Origin of the sequence: Acinetobacter sp. YH12208 (assembly GCF_013418055.1) — a bacterium.
Taxonomy (GTDB): Bacteria; Pseudomonadota; Gammaproteobacteria; order Pseudomonadales; family Moraxellaceae; genus Acinetobacter; species Acinetobacter pseudolwoffii.
Genome location: NZ_VPCT01000001.1, coordinates 123,154 through 146,580, shown reverse-complemented (window position 1 = coordinate 146,580; position 23,427 = coordinate 123,154). Strand labels below are relative to the sequence as shown.

The window sequence follows — 23,427 nt, the reverse complement described above, 5'->3', positions numbered from 1 at the left end:
TAGGAAAGAGGGGAACTTCCATCTAAAAATTGATGATTAGCTTTCCTTCTTTGAAAAAGGAGGGTCAGGGAGGATTTAATTAACCAAGCGCTTTTTCAGCAGCTTCTACCGTTTGACGAATCAAAGTGGTGATGGTCATTGGCCCTACACCACCCGGAACCGGAGTATAAGCAGACGCAATGTCCTCAATGCCTTGCAACTGGATATCACCTACCCCACCGCCATCCCGTGGATGGAAACCAGCATCAACAACCACCGCGCCTGATTTGATCCAGTCTTTTTGAATCAGTTCAGCTTTACCTACTGCACCGACAATAATGTCAGCTTGCTTAACAAAGCTTGCAAGATCTTGAGTACGTGAATGGCAAATGGTTACGGTTGCATTCGCTTCTAGCAGCATCGCAGCCATTGGTTTACCCAAAATTGCAGAACGACCTACAACCACCGCATGTTTACCAGCGATTTCGATGTTGTTTTCTTTCAAAATGGTCATAATCCCAGCAGGCGTCGCTGAACCATAGGCTGCTTCGCCCATTGCCATACGACCGTAGCCCAGACAAGTCACACCATCTACGTCTTTTTCAAGCGAAATTGCATCAAAACAGGCACGTTCATCAATTTGAGCCGGAACCGGGTGTTGAAGCAGAATCCCGTGCACATCTGGATTGGCATTTAACTTTTCAATTTCAGCCAATAATTCTTCAGTGGTGGTTTCTTTAGGAAGTTCCACTTTGAGTGAATCCATACCAACACGGCGGCAGGCATTACCTTTCATGCGAACATAAGTTGCAGATGCGCCATCGTCACCTACCAAAATCGTCGCAAGAATTGGAGTACGACCTGATTTTGCTTTCAGCGCTTCTACGCGAGTAAACAAGTCAGCTTCAATTTGCTTCGCCAATGCACGACCGTCTAGAACTAATGCCACGGCACTTCTCCCAAGTGTTGATATGAATCAATTTTGCACATTCTACATGAATAATTTAAATATTTTCCGCCAGATGATGTTTTTATGCGCATACAGATGAATACACTATTGTTTTTTTTTCTGAGCTTGATAATATACGCATCAACAAGACGCGGCGGGGTGGCAGAGTGGTCATGCAGCGGACTGCAACTCCGTGGACGCCGGTTCGATTCCGACCTCCGCCTCCATCTTGTTAAAGCCCGAGTGGTGAAATCGGTAGACACAGGGGATTTAAAATCCCCCGCCCACAAAGCGTGCCAGTTCGAGTCTGGCCTCGGGCACCATTCTTCTACTATAGAAAGATGGTGCAAATAAAGAACCCAGCGAAAGCTGGTTTTTTTATGCCTGTAATTTAGTAAATCAAAAAAATAAGTAAATTAAATTTCCATTTAAAGCATGATCATTAATTAAGCTACCCTGCTCTACTTTCTCAATATCATCCAGCAGTGCGCAAATATCCCTGCAAATCCTGTTCCAGTTTCTGCTGAAAATGAATCGGCTCAATAATTTTCACATAAGGCAACCAGTAACGCACCAAAGGCAATAACTGCATTTCGTGACGGATCTGGCAACTGATGAACAACTCTCCAGCCTCGGTTTCCTGCTCGATCTGCTGTTCTGGAAATAAATGGCGTTCTTTAAAAAATACCGCAACTTCAGGTTGCACCTTGATTAAAACCTGCTGTTTTTGCCGCCCAAACCAGATGCTGTCTTCATCTGCCAACATTTTCAGCACTTCAGGATCATGCTCAAAGCTCTCCTCCTCAGAAACCAGGTTGAGCTGTTGCAACTGGCTCAAGCGATAGGTGCGCAGCTTGTCGTGATCTACCCCCGCCAGATACCAGATGCCATGATGGTGAATCAAACGATAAGGCTGAATGATCCGCAATTGATCGGCATAAAGTAATTCAATCTGCTGACGTTTATAGATTGCACCTGCCAGCAGCTTGAAATGCTCGGCAAACTGTTTGGCATCTTCAAAATGATAGCCTTTGGCAGAAAAAACCAGATTGGCGCGATCATCCAGCAATTCACGTAAAAAGGACATATCTAGTGCGGGATACAGCTCACTGATCCCGGAAAGCTGGGCAAAGGTCTGAATATCCTGCAACTTGAACCGCCCCAAATAAGAGGGATCCAGATAATATCGTTTCTGTTGATCTTGGCGTAAAGGCAGATAAGAGTTTAATCGGTCAAAATCACGTTCAATGGTGCGGCTACTGACCTGAAATTCTGCAGCTAGCTCTGCAGCCCGGAGTTGATATCCGACATTTAATTTGGTCAAAATTCTGGCTAAACGCTCTGCAAGACGCTCATGTGTTGAAGCTGGGCGCTTCATAAATCCCCACTTAATACATTCACATGTACTTATTTATCGCTAGATACTTAATGATTATACTAAATACCAATAAGTGAATCATATTAGGATAAAGTCTAAGATATTCTTTTACCTCAGATCTTGACCCTTTATTCATCCCAAAAATACAAGACCTTATTTGGATTTTCTGGATGCTTTCTTGCTTAAAGGACGATTCTGGAGCGTTAATCTTTCCATATAACGCTCCAGATGCAGCATCGCTCGATACATTTTATGTAACTCTGCCCAACTCATGCTTCCGCGAATAATCATTTTATGAATACGATGCAATGCTTTTAAACTATGTTTTGAACTATATACTATTGGAATAATTTTCATCTTATTTTCCCTCTCACATTCATGTGAATGTTGAACCAATTAGTCGGAATTATCGATAGATGCAATTTACGTAGCATTCTTGACAGGTTGTGTCGAACAGTTAACATTTTTTAATTTTTATTCAAAATTTTATATATTTATTTGTAATAAGATTTTACTCAAAATTAAAAAAGCCAGTAAAATTACTGGCTTTTTTAAATCATTTATCTCGTATTAAATAATTTCAACCACAACTTTACCCACATGTTCTCCCGTATCCATTGCGGCATGGGCATCTTGAATTTGATCAAACTTAAACGTTTTATAGATCATCGGCAAACATTCGCCTTTTGCCCATAATGGTGCAATCTGCTCTTTCAGACCTTGTGCAATTTCCGCTTTTTCAGCGGTGCTTCGTGCTCGCATGGTCGAACCGGTAATGGTCAGACGTTTCATCATGATAGGACCTAAATTAACCTCTTTGGCTTTACGACCGCCCAAAAAGGCGATATACACCAGACGTCCATCACGACGCAGCAAACTCAGGTTCCGCTCTAAATATGGCCCACCCACCATATCCAGAATGACATCGACCCCGCCATTGTCAGTTGCTTCATTAATCACTTGCTCAAAGTCTTGCGTTTTATAGTTAATCGCATAAGTTAACTCTGAAATAGCTGCAACCTTGTCATCCGTACCGACAGTCGCAAAGCTTTTGATTCCGAGTGCTTTACATAACATTAAAGCAGTAGTGCCAATGCCGCTGCTCCCGCCATGAATCAGCACGGTTTCGCCTGCTTTGGCCTGCCCCATCTGGAACACATTGGCCCACACGGTAAAAAAGGTTTCAGGAATGGCTGCCGCCTGTGTAAAGCTTACACCTTCCGGAATATTCAAGGTCTGGCTTTCTGGTACGACACAATATTCTGCATAACCGCCACCATTGGTCAGGCCACAGACTTTATCACCAACTTTAAACTGGCTTACCTCAGTACCGACTGCAATCACTTCACCCGCGACTTCAAGACCCGGGACTGGTGTTACGCCTTTCGGCATTGGATACAAACCTTGACGTTGCAAAATATCTGGACGGTTAATTCCGAAAGCATGGACTTTCACCAGAACTTCATCTGCTTTGGCTTCGGGGATTGCAACCGTTTCATAAGCTAATTTATCGATATCGCCCGGTTCTGTAATAATGACCTGTTGCATGGTTGCTTGTGACATATATTTCCCTGCTTATTGAATATTCAAGATACTTGGCTTTATTTGAACATAGTTAAGCTGAGGAATGAAGCCAAGTCGGACTTATGTATAATCAAGTCACTATTCAAAAAATTGATAGGAGATGGATATGAGCGAGATCATTGAGTATAACGAAAATAATTATAGTAATTTTGAATGGTTCGAAGGTTTTGCAGTCATTCGCTTTTATGCCGAATGGTGTAAGCCTTGTATTCAGAATTTTCCGGTCTTTAATGAACTGGCAGCGCAATATGCTGAAAGCAAGCCCGAAATCAAATTTGGCAAAGTAAATATCGACCAATCTCCAGTATTAACCTTGCGCTATCATGTTTATGGTCTACCTTCTACGCTGATTTTTAAAAATGGCACAATCATTAAAAGGATTGCTGGCGCAAAAAGTCTAACGGAGATAAAGACGATTCTATCTCAATCCCTAACTGATTTTTCTGAATAATTGAAGCATACATATCTGAAGATAAACTGTAGAGAAAATTTCGTTTTTACCCCTCGGTAAAATCCGGACTTGGTAATTAACCACGGCTTTTATACTCTTTGACCATCCGATCACTGACATCTTCCGGATAACACAAAGGTGCATGCCCACCCGCCCGATTATATGCACTACGTTTACCACAGCGACTGCCATTACTGGCCGTATTGTAAGGACATGGACAATTCCCCGGATAACGATCAATCGACTGCTGGATAATTTTTTGCTTAATTGCATCTGTACTGGTCGCCTGTTTAGCGTCCACCCCAAAAGCCAAACACAACCCGATTAAAATAAATATTTTTTTCATAAACACCCCTCAATATTTGTATTATATCGAGAAGAAATTTAAGTGAAAGTTCAACATTCACACGGCTGCACATTATTTACATACTTAAAAAGTATCCAAATAAAAAAAAACCGCTTTACAGCGGTTTTTTTAAATCGACTCAGTCTTATAATCGAACCAATTCTACAATTTTCTCAGCAAGCTCTTCGACTGCTTCCACAATTAAAGTGGTGTCCGTACCTTCAGCAGTATCGGTAATCACCACCACACCTGTTTCACGAAGCAATGCAACTTGTGCAGCATCAAGACCCGCTCTGGCAATTGCCACGATGCCTTGCTGAATCAGTAAACTTTCAAGTGCCTGAGCATTTTCCAAAGCTTTTGCCGAGACAGTCAGCGCAGCAGGTTTTTGCCCCAAACGCGCAGCACGCACTTCAGCAGTCACAGGCTCATCATGTGCAGACCATTCAACTGATTCTTCCACCATACCTGCACCAATCGTCACGTTATTTAAACGATCAATGAAGATAAATGAACCGGTATAACGGCTGTCTTGATAACGGTCAAAGACCACGGGCGCATCAAATTCAACAGTCACATTGGCAATCGCATTCAGCTCAAGATTTTCGACCTGAACTTTCTCCAATGTGTTGACGTTGGTACGGTAATGAATCGCTGTCACTTTTGCAGGAACAGTCTGTGTACCAATCTTAATGTTGTACAGCTTGCCAATCACCAGCGCTTGATCCGACATCCACACCACAGTCGCTTGAACTGAACGAGAAATATTTGGAACCGCTTGATCGGCACGAATTAACACGTTACCACGTGAAATATCAATTTCATCGTTGAGCGTTAAAGTCACAGCTTGACCTGCAACAGCACGTTCAAGGTTGCCATCAAAAGTAACGATTTCTTTTACTGTTGATGATTTACCTGATGGTAAAGCCGTTACGGTATCGCCAACGTTGATATCACCAAGTGCGATCGTGCCGCAGAAACCACGGAAATCGAGGTTTGGACGGTTGACATATTGCACTGGGAAACGAAAATCTGCTTTTGCCGAAGTACGGTTAATTTCTACCGACTCAAGCGTACCCATTAACGTTTCACCGGTGTACCACGGCGTATTGGCGGACTTGTTCACCACGTTATCGCCATTCAATGCAGAAATTGGCGTAAAGATGATGTTCGATGGTTTGCGATCGCCCAACTGCGCAACGAATGCTGCATATTCTGCCCGAATTTCATTGAAGCGGGCTTCAGAGAAGTCCACCAGGTCCATCTTGTTGATCGCAACAACAATATTTTTAATACCAAGTAAGCTTGCAATAAAGGTATGACGACGGGTTTGAGTTTGCACACCATAACGCGCATCAATCAAGATAATCGCAAGGTCGCAGGTCGATGCACCTGTTGCCATGTTACGGGTGTACTGCTCATGTCCCGGAGTATCGGCAATGATGAACTTACGCTTTTCAGTCGAGAAATAACGATAGGCGACATCAATGGTAATGCCCTGCTCACGTTCTGCCTGCAGACCATCTACCAGAAGTGCCAAGTCAGGTGCATCGCCTGTGGTACCGACTTTTTTCGAGTCACGGGTGACGGCTTGCAATTGATCTTCATAAATCAATTTTGAATCGTAAAGCAGTCGACCAATTAGAGTCGATTTACCATCATCTACGTTACCGCAAGTCAGGAAACGCAACAGGTCTTTATTTTCATGTTGTTTCAAATAGCCCAAAATATCTTGGCTAATCAGTTCTGATTGATGAGACATTGCCCAAAGCTCCACATATTCTTTAGAAATCGGTTTTGAATCCCTCTAAATCTCCCTTTATAAAAGGGAGACTTCCTCCACTTTTAAGCCCCTCTTTCTCAAAGAGGGGTTTGGGGAGATTTTTAGGGGGAGATTAAATTAGAAGTAGCCTTCCTGCTTCTTCTTCTCCATCGAGCCTGCTTCATCATGGTCAATCATACGACCCTGACGCTCAGAGCTGGTTGCCAAGAGCATTTCTTGGATAATTTCCGGCAAGGTATCTGCAGTTGATTCAACTGCACCTGTTAATGGATAACAACCTAAAGTACGGAAACGTACCGATTTCATTTGTGGAACTTCACCTTCTTTTAAAGGCATACGTTCGTCATCAACCATAATAAGTGTACCGCTACGCTCAACCACAGGACGTTCTGCAGCCAGGTAAAGTGGCACAAGTGGAATACTTTCCAAATAGATGTATTGCCAGATATCCAACTCGGTCCAGTTTGATAACGGGAATACACGAATACTTTCACCTTGATTCACTTTACCGTTGTAAAGGTTCCAAAGTTCAGGGCGTTGGTTTTTGGGATCCCAACGATGTTTATCATCACGGAATGAATAGACACGCTCTTTGGCACGAGATTTTTCTTCATCACGGCGCGCACCACCAAAAGCAGCATCAAACTTGTATTTATTTAAGGCTTGTTTTAAACCTTGGGTCTTCATGATGTCAGTATATTTTGAACTACCATGATCGAAAGGATTGATGCCTGCCTCGACTCCTTCTTTGTTTTGATGCACGATCAAATCAAAACCATGTTTTTTTGCCATGTTGTCACGGAAAGCAATCATGTCTTTAAATTTCCAACCCGTGTCTACATGCAGTAGCGGGAATGGAAGTTTGGCTGGATAAAACGCTTTCAGTGCAAGATGCAGCATGACTGCTGAATCTTTACCAATGGAATAAAGCATGACTGGATTTTCAAATTCAGCTGCTACTTCACGGATAATATGAATACTCTCAGCTTCAAGCTGTTTGAGATGAGTAAGTCTTTCCTCATTTAACGACATGGACAACACCAGCTTAGAAAAACGTGTACTTATGACACTTTTGAAAATTTATATTCATTATAGTGATTTACTTATCTTAGCCATTGCTTGTTTTATGATATTGATATATCAAAAGCTCATATAAAAATTCACTAATAACAAATATCAGTTTTTATGAATCAATAATGAACGTCACCACATCTGACTATTTTTGCTGTATTAATTTTTAAAATCACCCATAAAAGTATAGATAAATAATCTAAAGTAGTGGTTTCCAAGATGCTGAAAAATTAATAGAGTAGGCTAAATTCTCCCTTTGATATATTTTGCTTATGGCTTATAGCGCTTTTGATCTCTCCACTCTAAAAACTCGCCTGGAACAAGCAGAGCTTGCAGGTTACATTTATCAGCATCAACAACACATTTTAGTCTTACAAGAACCTTTCAGTGAAGACGGCAAGCCTTTAAATATCTATTTGCAACATGAATTGACTGCCGACCAGATCGGATTACAGTTTGGTCTGCGTTTGCAAGAAGGTCATTGGGAATTCTTATTGGGTGTGACGTATAGCAACCAGAATGCAGCTTATGAAATCGGTGCGGGTAATCTTAAAGGTGATCAAAAAGCCTTTAACTTACTCTATGCATTTTACAATTACCCTAAAGCATTCTATCTGGTGGCATTGCCTTTAACCAGCAATAGCCAGATGCTGGAGCAGACTTTGGGACAGCAACTTTTCAGTCAGCCGGATCTGCATTTTCTGGATACTGCGATCAAGGTGAACCCGATGGGTGAACAGATCACATGGATAAAAAACTATATTCTGCAACAGACTCTGGATATGAAAGTCCGGATTCAGACTGCCTTACTCTAAGTCTTTAAGAAAGAAATATAGAGATACTAAGGCACAGTATTTCTATATTTCTCAGAAAAACCAATCCACACAACCTTAAAATTTACACAACATATTGAAAATAATTAATTTTTTAGCAGATCCTAAATAAACTTATAGTTTACTATTAACTTTAATAGTTCAATAATTATTAAATACATAATATATTCAATCCTTGTTTATAAGGTTTTTTGTTATTTTTTTGCATACAAAATTAATAATTACTGCTATCGTTATAGCATCAGAGGCTTCCTTACACTTTTCCTAAAACATAATTATAGAGATAAAAAATGTGGGAACTGTTTACTCATCCGTCAAATATCGTATTTAGTATCAGCCTGAGTCTGATGCTGATGTTTGCTGCACTGGAATGCATATTACTGCTGCTCGGTGGCGGCTCGCAGAATATGTTAGAACAGTTTTTGCCTGAAGACCCCCTGCAACCAGAAATTAATCCAGATCAACATCCCGGCTTTTTCACCAAAGTATTTGACTGGTTATATCTGGGACGTCTGCCTTTATTTATCTGGCTCATCATTTTTCTGACCAGTTATGGCCTGAGTGGCTTATTGATTCAGGGAATATTTGAACGCCTGACCAGCCAGCTCTTCAATGTATGGCTAATTTCCCCAGCCTGTCTGTTTCTGTGTATGCCGATAGTGCGCTGGCTTGCCATGGCTGCCAGCAAGCTTATGCCTCAAGATGAAACTTCTGCCATTTATAGTGACGAGCTTATTGGGCGTACCGCAATCATTATTCTGGGTGATGCCAAAGTCAACTCTCCTGCACAAGCCAAAGTCCGGGATCAGCATGGCCAGACCCATTATGTTTTAGTCGAACCAGAAACCAATCAAATTTTAAATCAAGGTCAGAATGTCGTACTGACCCATAAAACCAAAAATGGCTTTCAAGCCACTGCACTCTAATTTTATTCAGCCAGAACCAAACTGAGACTTTATAACAATGTTAACTTTTGATTTATATAATATTTTAATTATTTCTGGAATTATTTTTGCAGCACTGGTGACCTTCGGTCTCATCATTGCGCGCCTATACCGCCGCTCCAGTAAAGAAATCTCCTTTGTGCGTACCGGTTGGGGTGGTGAAAAAGTGATTTTGGGTGGAGGAGCAATCGTGCTCCCAGTCTTGCATGAAATCATTCAAGTCAATATGAACACCCTGCGTCTTGAAGTGCGCCGTGCAGATGATCAGGCACTGATTACCCGTGACCGTATGCGCGTGGATGTCATGGCCGAATTCTATGTGCGGGTCAAACCTACTGCTGATTCAATTGCAACAGCTGCACAAACGCTCGGGCAAAAGACCATGTCACCGAATGAATTAAAAAATCTGGTCGAAGGCAAATTTGTCGATTCACTACGCGCAGTAGCAGCAGAAATGGCCATGGAAGAACTGCATGAAAAACGGGTCGACTTTGTACAAAAAGTACAGCAAGTGGTTTCAGAAGATTTGCATAAAAATGGTCTGGAATTGGAAACCGTTTCCCTGACTGGCCTGGATCAAACTGGATTTAAATATTTCAATCCACAAAATGCCTTTGATGCTGAAGGCTTGACCAAGCTCACTGAAACCATTGAAGATCGTCGTCGCAAGCGAAATCATATCGAGCAGGATACCGACCTGGCGATCAAAACTAAAAATCTGGAAGCAGAACAGGCGCGCCTGCAAATCATTCGTGAAGAAGAATATGCCAAGCTGCAACAGGAACGCGAAATTGCCATTCGCCGTGCCGAGCAACTGGCTGAAATTTCTGCTCAGGAAGCCGGTAAAAAACGTGAAGCAGAAGAAGCACAAATTGCTGCTGAACGAGAAGTCGACCTCAAGCGTATTTTAGCGGCCCGTGATGTAGAAAATGAGAATATCCAAAAAGCGCAGCTGATTCAAAAAGCCCAAGTCGAACAAAAGAAAACTATTGAGCTGGCCGAACAGGATCGTGCCATTGCCATTGCAGAAAAATCTCGCGCCGAATCTGAAGCCAAAGCGCAAGCCGATCAGGCACGTGCACAAGCGGTAAAAGCGGAAGAAGAAGTCATCACTGTACGCCAAATCCAGCAGGCAGAGCGTCAAAAAGCGGTTGAGCTGGTCGCAGCCAAAGAACACGCGGAAAAAGATGCAATTGCGATTACGGTTGCCGCTGAAGCCGGAAAACAAGCCGCAGCAGATGATGCCGAAGCAGTACGTATTGCTGCTGAAGCTGAAGCCGAAAAGGTTCGTCTTAAGGCCAAAGGTGAAGCGGACGCAAAAATTCTACTGGCTCAGGCGATGGAAAAACAGTATCAGGTCGATGCAGAAGGTACCCGTGCAGTCAACGAAGCCAATAATGTGCTGTCACCTGAACAGGTCGAAATGCAGATTCGCCTAGCCATGTTGAAATACTTGCCTGAAATTATCCGGGAAAGTGTTAAACCGATGGAAAATATTGATGACATCAAGATTCTTCAGGTCAATGGCCTGCATGGCAGTCATGCCGGTTCCTGTCAGACAGATGCACATCATGAAAATGGCAATGTTGCCCTGTCAGATCAGGTGGTAAATAGCGCCCTGCGTTATCGCAGCCAAGCACCCTTAATTGACAGCCTAATGAATGAACTTGGTATTCAGGGTGGTGATATTAATGGCATGACCCAGAGTCTGAAAGCTAAAACTTAAAAATAGAATGAGATATAAAAAAGCTCCCAACTGGGAGCTTTTTAGTGCATGTTTAATCTATAAATCAAACCAAACCTTTATCTTTCAATACTTGCAACATGGTTGAACCAAGTTCCGCAGGACTGCGGGTATATGCCATACCCGCACGCTCAAAGGCAGCAAATTTTTCTTCAGCAGTTCCTTTACCACCTGAAATAATTGCACCCGCATGCCCCATACGCTTGCCTTTAGGTGCGGTAACACCTGCAATATAACCGACCACAGGCTTGGTGACATGAGCCTGAATATATTCCGCTGCCTCTTCTTCTGCGGTACCACCAATTTCACCAATCATAATAATAGCTTCAGTCTGAGGATCGTCTTGGAACAGTTTCAAGCAGTCAATCTGGTTCATGCCCGGAATCGGATCTCCCCCGATCCCGATACAGGTCGACTGACCCAGTCCAAGCTTGGTGGTCTGCGCTACGGCTTCATAGGTCAAAGTCCCTGAGCGCGAGATAATTCCAATTTTACCCGGCTGATGAATATGACCGGGCATGATCCCGATCTTACATTCACCCGGCGTAATAATGCCCGGACAGTTTGGCCCGATTAAACGCGTGCCATTACCATTGGTTTCCAGATAACGCTTGGCTTTAAGCATGTCGATGGTCGGTACACCTTCAGTGATCACCACAATTAACTCAATGCCCGAATCAACCGCTTCAACAATAGAATCCAGCACAAATGGTGCAGGAACATAAATCACCGAAGCATCTGCGCCAGTTTCTTTCACCGCTTCGCGCATGGTATTGAATACTGGTAATTCCAGATGGGTTTGACCACCCTTACCCGGTGTTACACCACCGACAACTTTGGTGCCGTAAGCCAAAGCCTGCTCAGAATGAAATGTGCCGTTTTTTCCTGTAAAGCCCTGTACCAATACTTTGGTGTCTTTATTCACTAATACGCTCATGATTGATACTCCTTAAGCTTTTACAGCAGCAACGATTTTTTCTGCAGCGTCAGCAAGACCATTTGCAGAAATCAATTTCAAACCTGATTCATCCAGTAATTTTGCACCCAGTTCCGCATTGTTGCCTTCGAGGCGAACAACCACAGGAACGGTCACATTTACTTCCTGAACCGCCGCAATAATTGCTTCTGCAATCATGTCACAACGTACAATTCCACCAAAAATATTAATCAACACACCCTGCACAGAGTGATCTGCCAAAATAATTTTAAAAGCTTCAATCACGCGCTCTTTGGTCGCACCACCACCGACATCGAGGAAGTTGGCAGGTTGACCACCATAAAGCTTGATAATATCCATGGTTGCCATCGCAAGACCGGCACCATTCACCATACAGCCAATGTTCCCTTCCAATGCCACATAGTTCAGATCAAATTCAGATGCTTTGAGTTCACGTTCATTTTCCTGAGACTTATCACGTAGCGCAGCCACTTCAGGCAAACGGTACAGTGCATTCGAATCAATCCCGATTTTGGCATCCACACACAGAATATCGCCATTTTCACGTACCGACAGCGGATTGATTTCAAAAAGTGCAAAATCATTGTCTACAAATGCCTGATAAGCAGCAGTCATGACTTTAACAAATTGATTAATTTGGCCATCTTTGAGTTTTAGGGCAAAAGCCACTTCGCGAGCCTGAAATGGCATGAGCCCCACTAAAGGATCAACTTCAACTTTAATAATTTTTTCAGGGGTTTCTTCGGCCACTTTCTCAATTTCAACACCGCCTTCAGTCGATGCCATAAAAGTAATGCGGCGGGTTGAACGATCGACCACCGCACCCAAATAAAGTTCGCGCTCAACAGGATAAACATCCTCAGATACTAAAATGCTATTTACCGGCTGACCATTGGCATCGGTCTGATAAGTTACCAGGTTTGAACCGATGATCTGGTTGGCATATTCAGCAGCCTCGGTAGCCGATTTAACGACTTTTACACCACCGGCCTTCCCACGACCACCTGCATGCACCTGAGCTTTCAGTACTGCGAACTTTCCACCTAACTGCTCAAAAGCATGTACCGTTTCATCGGCATTGGTGGCAAGTATCCCTTCCTGTACCGGCATACCATATTTTTTTAATAGCGCTTTTGCTTGATACTCATGTAAATTCATTCAATAACCTTTTATTACTTCTTTGCCTTGTTATAAACCCACCAGTACCCAGACGTCCGTCAAAGCAGTACCAGCATTTCTTAAAATCGTTATCTTTATTTTTAGATGATTGTTCCCATAAAAACAACCATGAAATGTAAAAAGAGCGACCTAAGCCGCTCTTTTTTTAATTTTATTTACGTTTGCGTTGAATCGCATGAATGGCACGACCATCGACCGCAAGTGCAGCTTCGTGTACCACTTCAGAGAAAGTTGGATGACCAAAAGTCATCAACTGTAGATCTTCAACTGAAGATACAAACTCAAGTGCAATCATACCTTGATGTACGATGTCAGACGCAGCAGGTCCAATCACGTGCATACCCAATAGACGATCTGTTTTCGCATCAGCAACAAACTTCACAAAACCAGCATTTTCGCCAGCAGCCATCGCACGGCCGTTTGCAGCAAAACCGAATTGACCGGTTTTCACTTCGTGACCTTTGTCTTTGGCTTGCTGTTCTGTTAAACCAACCCACGCCGCTTCCGGATGGGTATAGATGACAGAAATAATGGTGTCGTAGTTGACTTGAGCGGCATGACCGTGAATACGTTCAACTGCCATTACGCCTTCTTCCATGGCTTTATGCGCAAGCATAGGACCACGAACCAAGTCACCAATTGCGTATACGCCGTCCACAGACGTTGCACACCAATCGTTCACTTCAACCAGACCACGCTCAGTCAGTTTAATGCCGCAATCATCCGCCAATAAACCTTCAGCATAAGCACGACGGCCTACACATACGATTAACTTGTCGAAAGTTTGAGTCTTGTCTTCACCGCCCTGAGTGTACTTCACAGTCACTTCAGAACCGTTCACTTCAGTACCAGAAACTTTCGCACCAACGCGAATATCAAGACCTTGCTTAGTCAACAGTTTTTGGTAGTCTTTTGCCAAGGCTTTATCAGCCATTGGTAAGAATGCATCCATTGCTTCAAATACAACAACTTCAGCACCCAGACGACGCCAAACTGAACCAAGCTCAAGACCAATGACGCCTGCACCAATTACGCCTAATCGTTTCGGTACTTCTTGGAATTCAAGTGCGCCAGTTGAGTCAACAATAATGTTTTGATCAACAGGTGCAGATGGGATATTGATTGGCACAGAACCAGTCGCAAGAATCACGTATTTCGGTTCTAAAATTTGAGTTTCGCCTTCATGAGAAACGAACTCAACTTTTTTACCGGCAAGTAATTTACCTGTACCTTTTAACCATTCAATGCCATTGCCTTTCAGCAAGCCATCAATACCCATGGTCAATTGGTCAACGATTTTGTCTTTACGCGCTAAAAGTTTAGCAAGATCAAATTTCACTTCACCCGTGGTAATACCGTGATCATCTAGATGCTGCACTGTATCTTCGTAACGGTGAGAAGAATCAAGCAAAGCTTTAGACGGGATACAACCCACGTTTAAGCAGGTGCCACCTAAAGATGGCTTGCCTTTATGAATACGTTTTTCGATACACGCAACTTTGAAACCAAGTTGAGCTGCACGAATTGCTGCTTCGTAGCCGCCCGGGCCACCACCAATTACGACTAAATCGAATTGAGACATGTTTATCTCCAAATAATCCCCTTTAATCTCCCTTCAAAAGGGAGACCTAAGCCCTCTTTTTAAAAAGGGATTAGGGAAGATTCTTAATAAATAAATTACAGATCAAGGATAAGACGCGCTGGCTCTTCTAACAATTCTTTGATTGTTACAAGGAAACCGACTGCTTCTTTACCATCGATTAGACGGTGGTCATAAGACAATGCAAGGTACATCATAGGCAAGATTTCTACTTGACCATTCACTGCCATCGGACGTTCCTGGATTTTATGCATACCCAGAATCGCAGTTTGTGGCGTGTTCAAGATCGGAGTAGATAACAATGAACCGAAAGTACCACCATTGGTAATCGTGAATGTACCGCCAGTCATGTCTTCGATGCCTAATTTGCCATCACGCGCTTTCGCAGCGTATGCACGAATACCGTTTTCAACTTCGGCATAGTTCATGCGGTCTGTATCACGAAGTACAGGAACCACCAGACCACGCTCAGATGAAACTGCAACACCAATGTCATAGTAACCGTGATAAACAATGTCATCGCCATCGATTGATGCGTTCACTGCCGGATAGCGTTTTAGCGCTTCAGTTGCTGCTTTAACAAAGAATGACATGAAGCCAAGACGTGCACCATGACGTTTTTCAAACGCATCTTTGTATTGAGCACGCATTTCCATGATTGGTTTCATGTTCACTTCGTTGAACGTGGTCAACATTGCAGTTTCTTGAGTCGCTGCAAGTAAACGTTCAGCAACACGCTTACGAAGACGTGTCATTGGAACACGTTTTTCGATACGTTCGCCCACAGCAACGCTTAATGGCGCAGCAGCAGGAGCAGCTGGTTTCGCTTGGTGGTTTGCCACATCTTCTTTGGTGATGCGACCGCCACGACCTGTACCCGCAACATCAGCTGCTGCAACACCAGATTCAGTCAATGCTTTACGCACTGCTGGCGCTTGGTCTTGTACTTGCTGACGTTCAACGATTGGTGAATTACCTGCTTCAGTATTCGCCGCAGCTTGTTCAACTTTCTCTTCAGACTGAACTGCTTGAGTTTGAGCAGCGCCAGAAACAGCACCTTCTTTAAACTGTGCAATGACTTCAGCTGAAAGTACAGTGTCGCCTTCATTTTTAATGATAGAGGCAATTGTACCGTCTGCAGGAGCAACAACTTCTAAAACAACTTTATCAGTCTCAATATCACAGATCACTTCATCACGTGATACTGCTTCACCTGGTTGTTTGTGCCAAGTTGCGATCGTACCGTCCGCAACTGACTCTGGGAATACCGGTGCTTTAATTTCGGTTGCCATTACTTAGAATCTCCTGGATTATTCAGCGTCGATCGCAAGCGCGTCGTTGATGAGCTGAGCTTGTTGTTTTGCATGCAAATATGGTGAACCACAAGCCGGTGCAGCAGATGCTTCACGGCCAGCGTAGCTAATACGGACTTGTTTACCCGCTTTCATCACATCGTCATATAGACGCGGAGCGATGAACAACCAAGCACCTTGGTTTTTAGGCTCTTCTTGTGCCCAAACCAGTTCTTTCACATTTGGATATTGTGCAAGGACTTCTGTCAGGCGTTTTTCTGGGTATGGATATAATTGTTCAATACGCACAATCGCAGTATTGTTCAATTCTTTTTCACGACGTTTTTCAATCAGGTCGTAATACACCTTACCACCACACAGAACCAGACGGGTTACATCTGACTTGTTGATGTTGTCCACTTCATCAATCACGGTCTGGAAGCTGCCGTTTGCAAGTTCTTCTAGCGTAGAAGTTGCAAGTTTGTGACGAAGAAGAGACTTCGGTGAAGTCACGATCAATGGCTTACGGATTGGGCGAATCGCTTGACGACGTAAAGCATGATAAATCTGTGCAGGCGTGGTCGGTGTGATCACTTGCATGTTGTCTTCAGCACATAGCTGTAAGAAACGCTCTAAACGTGCAGATGAATGTTCCGGACCCTGACCTTCAAAACCGTGTGGAAGAAGCATGGTCAAACCACAGACACGTTCCCATTTGGTTTCACCAGACGAGATGAACTGGTCAATTACAACCTGTGCACAGTTCGCGAAGTCACCGAATTGCGCTTCCCAAATGATCAAGCTCTTAGGAAGAGTCGTCGCATAACCATATTCAAATGCCAATACCGCCATTTCTGACAACAATGAGTCATAGATTGCAGTACGCGGCTGGTTTTCTTTCAGGTTACACAGCGGAAGATAAGTTGAACCATCGACCTGGTTATGCAGTTTTGCATGACGGTGCGAGAAGGTACCACGACCTACGTCTTCACCGGTTAAACGAAGCAAGTAACCATCATCTAGTACAGTTGCATACGCCAGAGTTTCAGCAGCACCCCAGTTCAGTGGCATTTCGCCCGTTTGCATTTTCAGACGGTCATCGATCACTTTCGCAACCTGACGCTGCATCACGAAGCCTTCAGGAAGCTCGCGCATTTTCGCGCCAAGTTCTTTTAGACGCTCGATCGGGAAAGTCGTATCCCATTCGTCTGTGTAGTCATGACCCAAGTAAGGCGTCCAGTCCACAAACATTTTCTTGTTCGGTTCAAGTACCAGCGCATTGGCAACGTGATTACCCGCTTCCAGATCTGCACGGTAATTTTCAACCATTTGATCTGCATTTGCACGATCAAGAACACCCTGTTGTACCAGTTGATCCGCATAAAGCGTACGCGTGGTCGCTTTCTTGCTAATCACTTGATACATCATTGGTTGAGTTGCAGCTGGCTCATCCGCTTCGTTATGACCACGACGACGGTAGCAGAACATGTCAATCACAACGTCTTTACGGAAAGTATGACGGAAGTCATGTGCCAATTGTGAAATGAACACCACAGCTTCAGGATCATCCCCATTGACATGGAAGATCGGCGCCTGAATCATTTTCGCGATATCAGTACAGTATTCTGTAGAACGCGCATCACGTGGATCAGAAGTGGTGAAACCCACCTGGTTATTAATCACAATGTGCACTGTACCACCCACGGTATAACCGCGAGTTTGTGACATCTGGAAAGTTTCCTGGTTGACGCCCTGACCTGCAAATGCAGCATCACCATGTACGATTAATGGCAATACGTCATCGCCGCCAATGTCTTTACGACGTACTTGACGTGCACGTACCGAACCCTCAACCACAGGGCCAACGATTTCCAAATGTGACGGGTTAAACGCCAATGCCAAGTGAACTTCGCCACCTTGGGTCATCACGTTTGAAGAGAAGCCTTGATGGTACTTAACGTCACCAGAACCTTTCTTGTGAATCGATTTACCTTCAAACTCACCAAACAGGTCAGCCGGGTTTTTACCCATGATGTTAACCAGAAGGTTTAAACGGCCACGGTGAGGCATACCGATTACAACTTCTTTACAGCCAACAGAACCTGCACGCTGAATAATTTCGTTAACCATCGGGATGAATGATTCACCCCCTTCAACGCCAAAACGTTTTGCACCAACAAACTTATTACCTAGATATTTTTCCAGGCCTTCAGCTGCGGTTAAACGTTCAAGGACATGTTTCTTTTGTTCAGCATTAAAACCATATTGACCGCGTGCACTTTCCAGACGTTGTTGAATCCAACGTTTCTCTTTGGTGTCCACGATGTGCATGTATTCAGCACCGATTGAACCACAGTAAGTGGCTTCCATTGCCTGAACCATCTCAGCCAAAGTCGCTTCTTCTTTACCGATCGCCAGGTTGCCAGTATTGAATACCGTATCTAGGTCCGACTGAGTTAAACCATGCGCAGCAAGATCTAGATCAGGCACAACTTCACGTTTCGCCAAACCCAATGGATCCAGTTTTGCTTTCTGGTGACCACGATTACGGTATGCAGCAATCAGCTGTAACACGCCAATTTGGCGACGTTCATGCTCTGAGCTGACAGTTGATTGAACAACAGGCTGAATACGGCTTGAATTACGACCTAAAAGTAGGAATTGCTCACGTACATTACTGTGTGGTTGATCACCTTTTGGGAATTTACCGAAGTATTCTTGCCAGTCAGCACCTACTGAATCCGGAGCCGTCAAATACTGCTCATAAAGTTCTTCAATATACGCTGCACTATCAGCGCTAAGTTCAGTGTCAAGACGCAGAGCGTCAGCAACTTCTTGCATTTGTGGACCCATTTCCTATTGCAAAAACATTTTCAGGATGCTTTTTAAGCAAAACCCAGGATTATTAGTGTCAGATTGGTAATATGACACTAGTCCCCCATAAGGCATAAGCCATGAGGCGTTATCACCACACCAAGAAAATCTTGATATGTTTAATGAACAATAACACCCCTCAGCGGTATCATTACTCATTGAATACCCGATCGAAACCGGGCAATTTTTTGCAAATCGACTTAGAAAAAACAAGTAGGAACAAAGATTTTTTCTAAAGCGACTCAAGCCTACCTTTATATACCAGTCCCTGGTTATGCAATGTTTAAAAAATGTACCTAAAATGGCATTTTCTAAAGATAGTCATAGGCTAAATGCTAACATGTTCTCAAGTTTTCAATTGATTTTTTTGACACATACCTTTCATAAATTGGCTAAATACAGTTCAGATATTTTACTCTAACCTATGGTGCTTTATCTCAAAAATAGATTCAATGTAGACTTAAGTCCTAAGCATTTCCGATAAATAAAAAGAGAGCAAACCTTTCAATCCACTCCCTCCTTAAATTTCCGTTATATAATAACATCGTTCTTGTTATTTTTCAGGTCAGTTTTACAGCTAAAAATCATAAATACCCCAAATAATTACATGTTCTTGTTCTATGGCACTTAACATCACCCGTCATTTCCTGACTACCTGACTCAACTTTATACATTTTAAGTATAGTATCTTTATTTTTATCCGATGATTTTTTATTTTGCTTCAATGGTTTGCACAAAAAAAGCACACCTTGTGGTGTGCTTTTTTCCAAACTGCTATCAGCAGCCTATTAACCTGCCATATCTAAAAGCATATTACGGATGTGACCGATTGCTTTAGTTGGGTTCAAACCTTTAGGACACACAGATACACAGTTCATGATGCCTTTACAACGGAACAATGAGAATGGATCGTCAAGACGAGCCAAACGCTCTTGTGTTCCAGTATCACGCGAGTCAATGATGAAGCGGTAAGCGTTCAACAATGCTGAAGGACCTAGGAACTTGTCCGGATTCCACCAGAATGACGGGCATGAGGTTGAACAACATGCACATAGAATACATTCATACAGACCATCAAGATGCTCACGCTCTTCAGGAGACTGTAAACGTTCCTTTGGAGGCGCAGGCTGGTTGTTGATCAAGAATGGATGGATCTTGTTGTACTGATCGTAGAACTGGTTCATGTCAACCACCAGATCTTTCACTACAGGAAGACCAGGCAATGGACGAACAGTAATTTCATTTGGTAAATCGTTCAGGTTCCAAAGACACGCCAAACCATTTTTACCATTGATGTTTACACCATCAGAACCACAAATACCTTCACGACATGAACGACGGAACGTTAAAGATTCGTCTTGTACTTTTAATGCTAGAAGTGCATCAAGCAACATACGGTGCTTGTCAGTCAATTCCAGTTTAAAAGTCTGCATGTACGGTGCTTTATCCTTGTCAGGATCATAGCGGTAGATATGAAATGTACGAGTACCTCTACTCATCTGAATTCTCCTGATTAGAATGTACGTGGTTTAGGTGGAATCGCGTCAACCGACAATGGACGGTAACGAACTGGCTTGTACTCAAGACGGTTGTCCACAGAGAACCATAATGTGTGCTTCATCCACTCATCATCACGACGACCATATGGATAATCCGCATGATCTGGTGACAATTCGAAATCTACCACAGTATGCGCACCACGACATTCTTTACGCGCAGCAGCTGAAATTAAGGTCGCTTTTGCAACTTCATACAAGTTTTCAACTTCTAATGCTTCAACACGTGCAGTGTTAAATACTTTAGATTTGTCTTTCAAATGAATATTACGAACACGTGGCTCAATTGCAAGAATCTGCTTTACACCTTCCTCAAGTAGTGCCGATGTACGGAATACACCTGCATGATCTTGAACGATGTCACGAATCGCATCTGCAACTTCCTGAGCATTCTCACCTGTTGTGGATTCGTCAAGTTTACGAATACGCGCAACCGTTTGCTCAAGTACAGTTGTTGGTAGTGGCTCGTACTCATCACCGTGATGCTTAGTCACATAATCGATGATGTGTTTACCCGCAGCCTTACCAAATACCACCAAGTCAAGCAGTGAGTTGGTACCTAAACGGTTTGCACCATGTACAGATACACATGAACATTCACCAATTGCATAGAAACCTTTCACTGGCTTAGTGAAATCACGTTCGGCTGCATTGGTCGAATAAACATCGGTATCCTTGTTGTAATGTGCCGCCAGCGCTTCAGTTTCGCGTGACTCAGGCACAACAACCTGACCATGAATATTGGTTGGAATACCACCCATTTGGTAATGGATTGTTGGTACTACTGGAATTGGTTCTTTGGTGATATCCACGTTCGCGAATTTCTTGCCAATCTCGAATACCGATGGCAGACGCTTCATGATCGTATCCGCACCTAAATGCGTCATATCAAGCAGGATATAGTCACCTTTAGGACCACAACCACGACCTTCTTTGATTTCTTGGTCCATAGAACGTGATACGAAGTCACGTGGCGCCAAGTCTTTCAAAGTTGGAGCATAACGCTCCATGAACGGTTCGCCATCTTTGTTACGAAGGATTGCACCTTCACCACGACAGCCTTCAGTCAACAATACACCTGCACCCGCAACACCCGTAGGGTGGAACTGCCAGAATTCCATATCTTGCAATGGAATACCTGCACGCGCCGCCATGCCAAGACCGTCACCAGTATTGATATAGGCATTGGTAGATGCACGGTAAACACGACCCGCACCACCGGTAGCAAACAATGTGGCTTTACCTTGGAATACAGCAATTTTACCAGTTTCCTGGTCAATTGCAGTGACACCAAGTACGTCGCCTGCTTCGTTACGGATCAAATCAAGTGCGATCCATTCTACGAAGAATTGTGTACCCATTTTCACGTTGCTTTGATAAAGCGTGTGAAGAAGTGCGTGACCTGTACGGTCGGCAGCAGCACATGCACGTGGCACCGCTTTTTCACCGTAGTTCGCAGAGTGGCCACCGAATGGACGCTGGTAAATTGTACCATCAGCGTTACGGTCAAATGGCATACCCAAGTGTTCTAATTCGTATACCACTTGAGGTGCTTCACGCGTCATAAATTCGATTGCGTCTTGGTCACCTAACCAGTCCGAACCTTTTACTGTGTCGTAGAAATGGTAGTGCCAGTTATCTTCTTGCATATTACCAAGAGATGCACCAATACCACCCTGCGCTGCCACAGTGTGAGAACGGGTTGGGAAAACTTTGGTCAGTACCGCAACTTTCAAACCAGCTTGAGCAAGTTGGTAAGATGCACGCATACCTGAACCACCACCACCCACGATGACTGCATCGAAGGTTTCGTGTGGAATATTTGTGTAATCTTCTTTAGGGTTTATAGCGCCCATGATTGTTTCCTATCAATTCGCCCAAAAAATCTGGATCGCCCAGATTGCATATGCCAACACAGCAATAATCACTGCTGAAGTCAGTACAATACGCAAACCATTCGCCGAAGGACCCATTTGACGAGTCGTCACATAGTCTGTGAAAACTTGCCACATACCAATCCAAGCGTGTGCAACAAGAGATAAGACTGACAATAAAGATAGAATCTTCATTGGAGTTGTCATCATGAAGCCATACCATTGTTCATAGCTGAATCCACTGTTACACAGGATCCAACCTAAAATAACAACGGTATAAACAGCCAAAATAACAGCACTAACACGTTGGAGAAACCAATCGCGAGAACCTGAACCTGTTAAACCAGTAGCGCTTTTCATTAGAGTACGATCCATACAAATGCTGCAACAATACCGATTGCAGACAAGATTAATGCGATAGTAGATGCGACACGGCCACTTTCTAATTCTTCAGCAACGCCAATGTCAGCAAGTAAATGCTTAACACCCGCAATAAAGTGAAAAATCAAGCCGGCGACAAATACCCATACAATGAAGCGAACAATGAAACCATTCATGATTTCTTGAACTTGCGCAAAACCTTCAGGTGAAGACAGTGATTTGTCTAAAATCCAGAGAAGGACCGGTACGAGTAAGAATACGATAACACCTGAAAGACGGTGTAGAATTGATGCAATAGCCACGGGCGATTTTAAGTTTACTTCTAAAACTTGACCCATGGACAAATTGACAGGTCTGTTGCTTTTCACAGCGGGCATCCTGTAAGTAAAAACTCCATCCGGAGTTTGTTGGAATTAATTCGAAGGAAAGCTGGCATTCTTAGGCAAATACATGCCTAAAATCAAAACGACACTGAATTATAAAACGTCAACTATTAAAACACAAACAGATGGATTTGGCTTTTTCAAGAAAAACCCTTTAAATAAGAATCATTAACAACAACATATGAGGTTCTTTAGTGACTAAGAATCCACTAACTTTCATCTATATAATTGTTTTTAAATAATTAACTTGATCAATTTACTCTGTTAT

The 23,427-nt window shown here is 43.3% G+C and carries 20 protein-coding genes and 2 tRNA genes; 6 read left to right on the top strand and 16 right to left on the bottom strand.

The window, feature by feature from the left end; genetic code table 11:
- Positions 1-79: 79 nt before the first annotated feature.
- Positions 80-928 carry a bifunctional methylenetetrahydrofolate dehydrogenase/methenyltetrahydrofolate cyclohydrolase FolD gene (folD, locus tag FTU95_RS00640; RefSeq protein ID WP_180077218.1) on the bottom strand — a complete coding sequence of 283 codons (849 nt, stop codon included), beginning with the start codon at positions 926-928 and terminating at the stop codon, positions 80-82.
- Positions 929-1,081: 153 nt separating this feature from the next.
- Here folD and FTU95_RS00635 point away from each other — a divergent pair.
- Positions 1,082-1,155: transfer RNA gene (locus tag FTU95_RS00635), tRNA-Cys, on the top strand.
- Positions 1,156-1,165: 10 nt separating this feature from the next.
- Positions 1,166-1,251, top strand: a tRNA-Leu gene (locus FTU95_RS00630).
- Between the two features lie 152 nt (positions 1,252-1,403).
- On the opposite strand, the gene FTU95_RS00625 is transcribed toward FTU95_RS00630, so the two are convergent.
- The 3 genes from FTU95_RS00625 to FTU95_RS00615 all read right to left on the bottom strand — a co-directional run bounded on the left by FTU95_RS00625 (position 1,404) and on the right by FTU95_RS00615 (position 3,869).
- On the bottom strand, positions 1,404-2,306 hold the full coding sequence (locus FTU95_RS00625; RefSeq protein ID WP_100328807.1) for a YafY family protein: 903 nt from the start codon (positions 2,304-2,306) through the stop codon (positions 1,404-1,406).
- 153 nt (positions 2,307-2,459) lie between these two features.
- Entirely contained in the window at positions 2,460-2,663 is a 204-nt protein-coding gene (locus FTU95_RS00620) for a hypothetical protein (RefSeq protein ID WP_159516433.1), read from the bottom strand.
- A gap of 213 nt (positions 2,664-2,876) precedes the next feature.
- The gene (locus FTU95_RS00615; RefSeq protein ID WP_180077216.1) at positions 2,877-3,869 is read right to left on the bottom strand and encodes an NAD(P)H-quinone oxidoreductase; all 993 of its coding nucleotides are present in this window, start codon (positions 3,867-3,869) and stop codon (positions 2,877-2,879) included.
- A 127-nt stretch (positions 3,870-3,996) separates the two neighbouring features.
- Here FTU95_RS00615 and FTU95_RS00610 point away from each other — a divergent pair, with 127 nt between their 5' ends.
- Positions 3,997-4,341: a co-chaperone YbbN gene (locus tag FTU95_RS00610; RefSeq protein WP_005171940.1), complete on the top strand. Its 345-nt coding sequence runs from the start codon at positions 3,997-3,999 to the stop codon at positions 4,339-4,341.
- Positions 4,342-4,417: 76 nt separating this feature from the next.
- Here FTU95_RS00610 and FTU95_RS00605 read toward each other — a convergent pair whose 3' ends face one another.
- From FTU95_RS00605 to cysD, 3 genes are all read right to left on the bottom strand, one after another.
- Entirely contained in the window at positions 4,418-4,687 is a 270-nt protein-coding gene (locus FTU95_RS00605) for a hypothetical protein (RefSeq protein ID WP_005171942.1), read from the bottom strand.
- 145 nt (positions 4,688-4,832) lie between these two features.
- Positions 4,833-6,449, bottom strand: coding sequence for a sulfate adenylyltransferase subunit CysN (gene cysN / locus FTU95_RS00600; protein WP_180077214.1), 1,617 nt, complete (start codon positions 6,447-6,449; stop codon positions 4,833-4,835).
- 138 nt (positions 6,450-6,587) lie between these two features.
- Positions 6,588-7,502 carry a sulfate adenylyltransferase subunit CysD gene (gene cysD / locus FTU95_RS00595; protein ID WP_005096294.1) on the bottom strand — a complete coding sequence of 305 codons (915 nt, stop codon included), beginning with the start codon at positions 7,500-7,502 and terminating at the stop codon, positions 6,588-6,590.
- 311 nt (positions 7,503-7,813) lie between these two features.
- Between cysD and FTU95_RS00590 the strand changes: the two genes are divergently transcribed.
- The 3 genes from FTU95_RS00590 (at position 7,814) to FTU95_RS00580 (ending at position 11,044) form a co-directional block, all read left to right on the top strand.
- Positions 7,814-8,356 carry a hypothetical protein gene (locus FTU95_RS00590; RefSeq protein ID WP_005096293.1) on the top strand — a complete coding sequence of 181 codons (543 nt, stop codon included), beginning with the start codon at positions 7,814-7,816 and terminating at the stop codon, positions 8,354-8,356.
- Between the two features lie 308 nt (positions 8,357-8,664).
- Entirely contained in the window at positions 8,665-9,300 is a 636-nt protein-coding gene (locus FTU95_RS00585) for a YqiJ family protein (RefSeq protein ID WP_005096292.1), read from the top strand.
- 37 nt (positions 9,301-9,337) lie between these two features.
- Complete coding sequence (locus FTU95_RS00580) at positions 9,338-11,044, top strand: flotillin family protein (RefSeq protein ID WP_005096291.1); 1,707 nt, start codon at positions 9,338-9,340, stop codon at positions 11,042-11,044.
- A gap of 64 nt (positions 11,045-11,108) precedes the next feature.
- Here FTU95_RS00580 and sucD read toward each other — a convergent pair whose 3' ends face one another.
- The 9 genes from sucD to sdhC all read right to left on the bottom strand — a co-directional run bounded on the left by sucD (position 11,109) and on the right by sdhC (position 23,153).
- Entirely contained in the window at positions 11,109-11,999 is an 891-nt protein-coding gene (gene sucD / locus FTU95_RS00575; RefSeq protein WP_005096290.1) for a succinate--CoA ligase subunit alpha, read from the bottom strand.
- Between the two features lie 12 nt (positions 12,000-12,011).
- A complete protein-coding gene (sucC, locus tag FTU95_RS00570; protein ID WP_005096289.1) occupies positions 12,012-13,178 on the bottom strand; it encodes an ADP-forming succinate--CoA ligase subunit beta in 1,167 nt (388 codons plus the stop codon).
- A gap of 172 nt (positions 13,179-13,350) precedes the next feature.
- Positions 13,351-14,781, bottom strand: a complete 1,431-nt coding sequence (lpdA, locus tag FTU95_RS00565; protein WP_005096288.1) for a dihydrolipoyl dehydrogenase — start codon at positions 14,779-14,781, stop codon at positions 13,351-13,353.
- Positions 14,782-14,876: 95 nt separating this feature from the next.
- A complete protein-coding gene (gene odhB / locus FTU95_RS00560) occupies positions 14,877-16,091 on the bottom strand; it encodes a 2-oxoglutarate dehydrogenase complex dihydrolipoyllysine-residue succinyltransferase (protein ID WP_180077212.1) in 1,215 nt (404 codons plus the stop codon).
- Between the two features lie 18 nt (positions 16,092-16,109).
- Positions 16,110-18,932: a 2-oxoglutarate dehydrogenase E1 component gene (locus tag FTU95_RS00555; protein ID WP_005096285.1), complete on the bottom strand. Its 2,823-nt coding sequence runs from the start codon at positions 18,930-18,932 to the stop codon at positions 16,110-16,112.
- Positions 18,933-19,753: 821 nt separating this feature from the next.
- Complete coding sequence (locus tag FTU95_RS00550) at positions 19,754-20,464, bottom strand: succinate dehydrogenase iron-sulfur subunit (protein ID WP_005171970.1); 711 nt, start codon at positions 20,462-20,464, stop codon at positions 19,754-19,756.
- 14 nt (positions 20,465-20,478) lie between these two features.
- A complete protein-coding gene (sdhA, locus tag FTU95_RS00545; protein WP_005171973.1) occupies positions 20,479-22,377 on the bottom strand; it encodes a succinate dehydrogenase flavoprotein subunit in 1,899 nt (632 codons plus the stop codon).
- 12 nt (positions 22,378-22,389) lie between these two features.
- Complete coding sequence (gene sdhD / locus FTU95_RS00540; protein ID WP_005096282.1) at positions 22,390-22,755, bottom strand: succinate dehydrogenase, hydrophobic membrane anchor protein; 366 nt, start codon at positions 22,753-22,755, stop codon at positions 22,390-22,392.
- Positions 22,755-23,153: a succinate dehydrogenase, cytochrome b556 subunit gene (gene sdhC / locus FTU95_RS00535; protein ID WP_074383085.1), complete on the bottom strand. Its 399-nt coding sequence runs from the start codon at positions 23,151-23,153 to the stop codon at positions 22,755-22,757. The genes sdhD and sdhC overlap by 1 nt, the downstream gene beginning before the upstream one ends.
- Positions 23,154-23,427: the final 274 nt, after the last annotated feature.

Excerpts from the sequence above, each read along its gene's own strand:
- FTU95_RS00625 (WP_100328807.1), bottom strand. The coding sequence starts at position 2,306 with ATGAAGCGCCCAGCTTCAACACATGAGCGTCTTGCAGAGCGTTTAGCC.
- FTU95_RS00620 (WP_159516433.1), bottom strand. The coding sequence starts at position 2,663 with ATGAAAATTATTCCAATAGTATATAGTTCAAAACATAGTTTAAAAGCA.
- FTU95_RS00615 (WP_180077216.1), bottom strand. The coding sequence starts at position 3,869 with ATGTCACAAGCAACCATGCAACAGGTCATTATTACAGAACCGGGCGAT.
- FTU95_RS00610 (WP_005171940.1), top strand. The coding sequence starts at position 3,997 with ATGAGCGAGATCATTGAGTATAACGAAAATAATTATAGTAATTTTGAA.
- FTU95_RS00605 (WP_005171942.1), bottom strand. The coding sequence starts at position 4,687 with ATGAAAAAAATATTTATTTTAATCGGGTTGTGTTTGGCTTTTGGGGTG.
- cysN (WP_180077214.1), bottom strand. The coding sequence starts at position 6,449 with ATGTCTCATCAATCAGAACTGATTAGCCAAGATATTTTGGGCTATTTG.
- cysD (WP_005096294.1), bottom strand. The coding sequence starts at position 7,502 with ATGTCGTTAAATGAGGAAAGACTTACTCATCTCAAACAGCTTGAAGCT.
- FTU95_RS00590 (WP_005096293.1), top strand. The coding sequence starts at position 7,814 with ATGGCTTATAGCGCTTTTGATCTCTCCACTCTAAAAACTCGCCTGGAA.
- FTU95_RS00585 (WP_005096292.1), top strand. The coding sequence starts at position 8,665 with ATGTGGGAACTGTTTACTCATCCGTCAAATATCGTATTTAGTATCAGC.
- FTU95_RS00580 (WP_005096291.1), top strand. The coding sequence starts at position 9,338 with ATGTTAACTTTTGATTTATATAATATTTTAATTATTTCTGGAATTATT.
- sucD (WP_005096290.1), bottom strand. The coding sequence starts at position 11,999 with ATGAGCGTATTAGTGAATAAAGACACCAAAGTATTGGTACAGGGCTTT.
- sucC (WP_005096289.1), bottom strand. The coding sequence starts at position 13,178 with ATGAATTTACATGAGTATCAAGCAAAAGCGCTATTAAAAAAATATGGT.
- lpdA (WP_005096288.1), bottom strand. The coding sequence starts at position 14,781 with ATGTCTCAATTCGATTTAGTCGTAATTGGTGGTGGCCCGGGCGGCTAC.
- odhB (WP_180077212.1), bottom strand. The coding sequence starts at position 16,091 with ATGGCAACCGAAATTAAAGCACCGGTATTCCCAGAGTCAGTTGCGGAC.
- FTU95_RS00555 (WP_005096285.1), bottom strand. The coding sequence starts at position 18,932 with ATGCAAGAAGTTGCTGACGCTCTGCGTCTTGACACTGAACTTAGCGCT.
- FTU95_RS00550 (WP_005171970.1), bottom strand. The coding sequence starts at position 20,464 with ATGAGTAGAGGTACTCGTACATTTCATATCTACCGCTATGATCCTGAC.
- sdhA (WP_005171973.1), bottom strand. The coding sequence starts at position 22,377 with ATGGGCGCTATAAACCCTAAAGAAGATTACACAAATATTCCACACGAA.
- sdhD (WP_005096282.1), bottom strand. The coding sequence starts at position 22,755 with ATGAAAAGCGCTACTGGTTTAACAGGTTCAGGTTCTCGCGATTGGTTT.
- sdhC (WP_074383085.1), bottom strand. The coding sequence starts at position 23,153 with ATGCCCGCTGTGAAAAGCAACAGACCTGTCAATTTGTCCATGGGTCAA.